6 protein-coding genes and 1 pseudogene are annotated in these 5,435 nt (G+C 71.4%); 4 read left to right on the forward strand and 3 right to left on the reverse strand.

Going from position 1 to position 5,435, the window contains the following annotated elements; all coding sequences use genetic code 11:
• Both QR78_RS27440 and QR78_RS27445 read left to right on the forward strand, forming a co-directional pair.
• A partial coding sequence (locus QR78_RS27440; RefSeq protein ID WP_048430786.1) for an ATP-binding cassette domain-containing protein occupies positions 1-1,145 on the forward strand: 1,145 nt, incomplete at its 5' end.
• Between the two features lie 80 nt (positions 1,146-1,225).
• Positions 1,226-2,071, forward strand: coding sequence for a 23S rRNA (adenine(2030)-N(6))-methyltransferase RlmJ (locus QR78_RS27445; RefSeq protein ID WP_048430787.1), 846 nt, complete (start codon positions 1,226-1,228; stop codon positions 2,069-2,071).
• Positions 2,072-2,084: 13 nt separating this feature from the next.
• Here the strand turns inward: QR78_RS27445 and QR78_RS27450 are convergent, their stop codons facing one another.
• Positions 2,085-3,518: an FAD-linked oxidase C-terminal domain-containing protein gene (locus QR78_RS27450; RefSeq protein WP_048430788.1), complete on the reverse strand. Its 1,434-nt coding sequence runs from the start codon at positions 3,516-3,518 to the stop codon at positions 2,085-2,087.
• A gap of 267 nt (positions 3,519-3,785) precedes the next feature.
• Here QR78_RS27450 and QR78_RS27455 point away from each other — a divergent pair, with 267 nt between their 5' ends.
• The gene (locus tag QR78_RS27455) at positions 3,786-4,142 is read left to right on the forward strand and encodes a c-type cytochrome (protein WP_048430789.1); all 357 of its coding nucleotides are present in this window, start codon (positions 3,786-3,788) and stop codon (positions 4,140-4,142) included.
• A 44-nt stretch (positions 4,143-4,186) separates the two neighbouring features.
• Here the strand turns inward: QR78_RS27455 and QR78_RS27460 are convergent, their stop codons facing one another.
• A complete protein-coding gene (locus QR78_RS27460) occupies positions 4,187-4,639 on the reverse strand; it encodes a PaaI family thioesterase (RefSeq protein WP_048430790.1) in 453 nt (150 codons plus the stop codon).
• A gap of 113 nt (positions 4,640-4,752) precedes the next feature.
• Here QR78_RS27460 and QR78_RS27465 point away from each other — a divergent pair, with 113 nt between their 5' ends.
• Entirely contained in the window at positions 4,753-5,184 is a 432-nt protein-coding gene (locus QR78_RS27465; protein ID WP_048430791.1) for a PaaI family thioesterase, read from the forward strand.
• A 24-nt stretch (positions 5,185-5,208) separates the two neighbouring features.
• Here the strand turns inward: QR78_RS27465 and QR78_RS35165 are convergent.
• A pseudogene (locus tag QR78_RS35165) lies at positions 5,209-5,435 on the reverse strand (TadE/TadG family type IV pilus assembly protein); the annotation flags it as partial.

A 5,435-nucleotide genomic window follows, 5' to 3' on the forward strand; every position in this document is an offset into this window, starting at 1 on the left:
CGGGCGGGCAGCGCCAGCGGGCGATGATCGCGATGGCGCTCGCGCTCGAACCCGCCGTGCTGGTGGCCGACGAGCCGACGACGGCGCTCGACGTGACGACCCAGGCGCAGATCCTGACGCTGATCCGCGACCTCCAGACGCGCCGCAACATGGCGGTCCTGTTCATCACCCACGATTTCGGCGTGGTGGCCGACATCGCCGACCACGTCGCCGTGCTCCAGCGCGGCCGCCTGGTCGAATCCGGCCCGGCCGATTCGGTGCTGCGCCGGCCGCAGGCCGCCTACACCAAGGCGCTGCTCGCCGCGGTGCCGAGCCTGACCCCGCCGGTGCGCGAGCCGATCACCGCCGCGCCCGTCGCCCTCTCGGTGACGAACCTCGCCAAGACCTACGCGACGCGATCAGGGTTTCTCGGCAAGCCCCGGGTGGTGGCGGCGGTCGAGGAGGTGAGCTTCGACCTGCGCCGCGGCGAGACGCTCGGCCTCGTCGGCGAATCGGGCTCCGGCAAGTCGACCACCGCGCGGCTGGCGATCCGCCTGATCGAGCCCGACCGGGGCAGCGTGCGCCTCGGCAGCCTCGACTTCACGGCGCTTGGGCCCCCGGCTTTGCGCGGCGAGCGCCGGCGGATCCAGATGATCTTCCAGGATCCCTTCGCCTCGCTCAACCCCCGCCGCACCGTCGAGCAGATCATCGCCGGCGGTCCCATCGCCCACGGCACTCCCGCCCGGCAGGCGCGAGCGCGGGCACGCGAGCTCCTGGAGCTCGTCGGCCTGCCGCCGACCGCCGCCGAGCGCTACCCGAACGCCTTCTCGGGCGGGCAGCGCCAGCGCATCGGCATCGCCCGGGCGCTCGCCATGGAGCCGGACGTGCTCGTCGCCGACGAGGCGGTCTCGGCTCTCGACGTCTCGGTCCAGGCCCAGGTGCTGGCGCTCCTGGAGGACCTGAAGCAACGGCTCGGCATCGCGATGCTGTTCATCACCCACGACCTGCGCGTCGCCTCGACGATCTGCGACCGGATCGCCGTGATGCATCGCGGCCGCATCGTCGAGATGACCGACACCGCCGCCCTCTTTCGCGCACCCGAGCATCCCTACACGCGAGGCCTGCTGGCGGCGGTGCCCGGGGCACGACTCGCCGAGCCGGCTTGAGCCCCTCCGACTCGCCCGGGACCGGTGCGATGGGGTAAGGACCCGTACCGCCGCGACGGCGGGACGAGGACCCGAGCGCCGTGAATTACCGCCACGCCTTCCACGCCGGCAACCACGCCGACGTGCTCAAGCACTGGGTGCTGACCCGGGTGCTGGCGCATCTCCAGCGCAAGGCGACGCCGTTCCGGGCGATCGACACCCATGCCGGCCTCGGCTTCTACGACCTGACCGCCGACGAGGCCGGCCGCACCGGCGAGTGGCACGACGGCATCGGGCGGCTCGACGCCCCCTTCCCCGACCCGGTCGAGGCGCTGCTCGCCCCCTACCGGGCGGCGGTGGCGGCGGTCAGGGCGCGCCACGGCGACACGATCTATCCGGGCTCGCCGGCGATCATCCGCGAGTTCCTGCGCCCGGGCGACCAGGGGGTGTTCGTCGAGCTGCACCCGGCCGACGGCGCGGTGCTGCACGGGCGCTACAACCAGGACCCGCGCACCAAGGTGCTGGCCCTCGACGGCTGGACCGCGCTCCCCGCCCTGATCCCCCCGAAGGAGCGCCGCGGGCTCGTGCTGATCGACCCGCCCTACGAGGTGCCGGGCGAGATCGAGCGGCTGGGCCGCGACCTCCTGAAGGCGGTGGGGAAATGGGCGACCGGCACCTACCTCGCCTGGTACCCGATCAAGGACGCCCCGGCGATCGACCGGATGGCCGCCGCCCTCGATGCCACCCTGCCCCGGCCCGCCTTGCGCCTCGACCTGCTGATCCACCGGCCCGACCCGACGCGGCTGAGCGGCAGCGGGCTGATCGTCGTCAACCCGCCCTGGACCCTGCGCGAGGAGGCCGAGGCCGTCCTGCCGGCGCTGGCCGAGCGCCTGGCACAGGGCGGCTACGGCGCCTTCCGCTGCGCTCCGCTCGGGCCGCCGGCCTGAGCGGCCTCGCGCGTCACGCGGCGATCCGCCCCTCCAGCGGAAACACCTTGGCGGGGTTCATCAGCCAGGCCGGGTCGAACACCGCCCGCACCCGCATCTGCTGGTGCAGATCCTCGGGGTTGTACTGGTAGCTCATCAGATCGCGCTTCTCGATGCCGACGCCGTGCTCGCCGGTGAGGCAGCCGCCGACCTCGACGCAGAGCTTCAGCATCTCCTCGCCGGCGGCCTCGGCCTTCTCCATCTCGCCGGGTTTGTTGATGTCGAACAGGATCAGGGGGTGCAGGTTGCCGTCGCCGGCATGGAAGACGTTGGCGCAGCGCAGCCCATAGGACTGGGTGATCTCGCCGATGCGCTCCAGCACGCGCGGCAATTGCCCGGTCGGGATGGTGCCGTCCATGCAGATGTAGTCGGAGATGCGGCCCGTGGCGCCGAAGGCCGATTTGCGGCCCTTCCAGATCGCGGCGCTCTCGGCCTCCGATTGCGAGACCTTCAGGCTCGTCGGGTTGAACGGTTTGGCGATCTCGACGATGCGGGCGAGCATCGCGTCGCACTCTTCCTTGCAGCCCTCGACCTCGATGATCAGCATCGCCTCGGCGTCGAGCGGGTAGCCGGCATGCGCGAAGGCCTCGCAGATCGTGATCGCCTCGCGGTCCATGTACTCGATCGCGACAGGAATGATGCCCGCCCCGATGATCGCCGCCGTGCAGGCGCCGGCATCCTCGACCGTGCCGAAGCCCATCAGGGCCGGCCGGGCGCCCTCGGCGGCGCGCAGGATCCTGACCGTCGCCTCGGTGACGATGCCGAGCTGCCCTTCCGAGCCGCAGACGAGGCCCAGGAGGTCGTAGCCGGCGGAATCGAGGTGGTCGCCGCCGATCTCCACCACCGTGCCGTCGACCATGACGAGGGTCACGCCCATCAGGTTGTTGGTGGTGACGCCGTATTTCAGGCAGTGCGCCCCGCCCGAATTCATCGCGATGTTGCCCGCGATGGTGCAGGCGAGCTGGCTCGACGGGTCGGGGGCGTAGAAGAAGCCCTCGTGGGCCACCGCGGCGCTGATGGCGAGGTTGGTGATGCCGGCCTGGACCCGGGCGGCGCGGTTGGCGAAATCGACGTCGAGCACCCGGGTCATCTTGGCGACGCCGAGGATCACCGCGTCCTCCTGCGCGATGGCGCCGCCGGCGAGCGAGGTGCCGGCGCCGCGGGGCACCACCTTCACGCCCTGCTCGTGGCAGTAGCGCATCACCGCCGAGACCTCGGCGGTCGTCGAGGGCAGCACCACGGCGAGCGGCATCTTGCGGTAGGCGGTGAGGCCGTCGGTCTCGAAGGCGCGGCGCTCGTCCTCGCTGGTCACCAGGGCCTCCGGCGCCACCAGGCCGCGCAGACCCTCCACGATCGCGTCGCGGCGGGCGAGGATCGCGGGGTCCGGGGGCGGGAAGGCGATGGTCATGGCGTGTCCTCTCGGCTCGGGTCGGCGCCTGTCGTGCGGGCCGTGGTTCCGTCCCACCCTACCGGAGGGCGGCTGCGACGCCCATGGGTCATAACTTCTCGCGTCGTAATCCCCCGCACCTTCGTCCGATTGCGCTTTGCCGCGGCAGAGCTTCTTTTCGCCGCACGGGAGCCGAAACGAAGGGCCGGCGTTTTTAACTGGTCCAAACAGCAGGCTGGGCCATATGCCCTTGGTCCGTCGCGAACGACGTCCGTTGGAGGGAACCTCATGCGTCAGCTCATCCTCGGTGCCGCCCTGGCGGTCCTCGCCCCCTTCGCCGCCCAGGCGCAGGACGCCGCGGCCGGCGAGAAGGTCTTCACCCAGTGCAAGGCCTGCCACGCCTTCGGCAAGAACGGCGTCGGCCCGGACCTCAAGGGCCTGATCGGCCGCAAGGCCGGCACCCACGAAGGCTACAACTATTCGGCCGCGATGAAGAATTCCGGCCTGACCTGGGATTCGGCCACCTTCATGGAATACATCAAGGACCCGAAGGCCAAGGTCCCCGGCAACAAGATGATCTTCGCCGGCATCAAGGACGACAAGAAGATCAAGGACCTGGAAGCCTACCTCGAGACCCAGAAGTAAGGCTCGTTCCGGCCCCGGCGGCGCTCGCCGGGGCCTTTTTTGCCTCAATCTCCGATGCCGTCGCGGTCCTGCACGGCCATCAGGGTGGCGGTGAGCAGCGCGACGAGCTTCTCGCGCCCCGCGCTCTCGGCGAAGACCTCGGCCTGCGCCAGCGTCAGGGTGCGGCCGGCCTTGACCACCCGGCCCCTCGCCCGCAGGCGCTCCCCGGTGGCAGGGGCGAGCAGGTTGATCTTGAACTCCGCGGTCAGCACCCCGGCGCCGGGCGGCATCAGGGTCAGGCCCGCATAGCCCGCCGCGCTGTCGGCGATGGCGCTCACCGCCCCCGCATGGACGAAGCCGTGCTGCTGCGACACCCCGGGACCGGGCGTCAGCGCGATCTCGACCGCGCCGGGCGAGACCGCCTCCAGCGTCGCCCCGAGGGTCCGCATCAGGCCCTGCCTGTCGAAGCTGGCGCGCACGCGGGCGGCGATCTCCTCGGGATCGGCGTGCCTTCGCATCTCTGGCGTCTGGTCCGTCACGGGCGCTGGGCCTCCCCCCGGCTCGTTGTGTAGGACCGTTGAGGCACGGCCGCGGCCGCGCTGTCCAGCACCCTCGAGCCCCGAGACCCTTCATGACCTCGCCCGATTCCGACCCGGCCGGCTGGCGCGCCTTCGACGATCCGGGCTTCATCGCCCTGGTCGGTCCGGTGCTCCTGCGCGAGGAGGGCGAGACCCTGCACTTCGCGTTCCGGGCCGAGCCCCGGCACGCCAACCTGATCGGCGTGATCCAGGGCGGCATGATGATGACCTTCGCCGACCGGGCGCTGGGCTTCACCGCCATGCAGGCGGCGGGCGGAGCGAACTGCGTCACGGTGCAGTTCGAGATGCAGTTCGTCGCGGCCGGACGGATCGGCGAGACGATCACGATGACGCCCGAGGTGGTGCGCCGCACGCAGAGCCTGGTCTTCCTGCGCGGGGATGCGCGCTGCGACGGGCGCATCGTCGCCACCGCCACCGGGGTGTGGAAGATCCTGCGGCGGCGGCCGGAGGCCGGCGCGGCCTGATCCGGTTCACCTCCGGCACCCGGATCAGTTCGTGAGCGCCGGATACGCACTCGTCGGGCCGACCCCCTGCGGCACCGGCACGGGACTCGCCGAGTAGTTCGCGTTGACGACGAGGCGCGGGGCCTGCGACAGCACCAGCTTCTGCGCGATGATGGCGGTGTATTCCGAGCGATCGGCGACGACCTGATCGGCGGCGACCAGGAAGGTGCCGCGCGGCAGGTAGATCGTGCCGACGAGGCGGCGCGCCTCGT

The organism is Methylobacterium indicum, assembly GCF_001043895.1.
GTDB lineage: Bacteria > Pseudomonadota > Alphaproteobacteria > Rhizobiales > Beijerinckiaceae > Methylobacterium > Methylobacterium indicum.

Bases quoted from the DNA above. Each gene is read 5' to 3' on its own strand.
- QR78_RS27465 (WP_048430791.1), top strand. From the start codon at position 4,753: ATGACCTCGCCCGATTCCGACCCGGCCGGCTGGCGCGCCTTCGACGAT.
- QR78_RS27450 (WP_048430788.1), bottom strand. From the start codon at position 3,518: ATGACCATCGCCTTCCCGCCCCCGGACCCCGCGATCCTCGCCCGCCGC.
- QR78_RS27455 (WP_048430789.1), top strand. From the start codon at position 3,786: ATGCGTCAGCTCATCCTCGGTGCCGCCCTGGCGGTCCTCGCCCCCTTC.
- QR78_RS27460 (WP_048430790.1), bottom strand. From the start codon at position 4,639: ATGCGAAGGCACGCCGATCCCGAGGAGATCGCCGCCCGCGTGCGCGCC.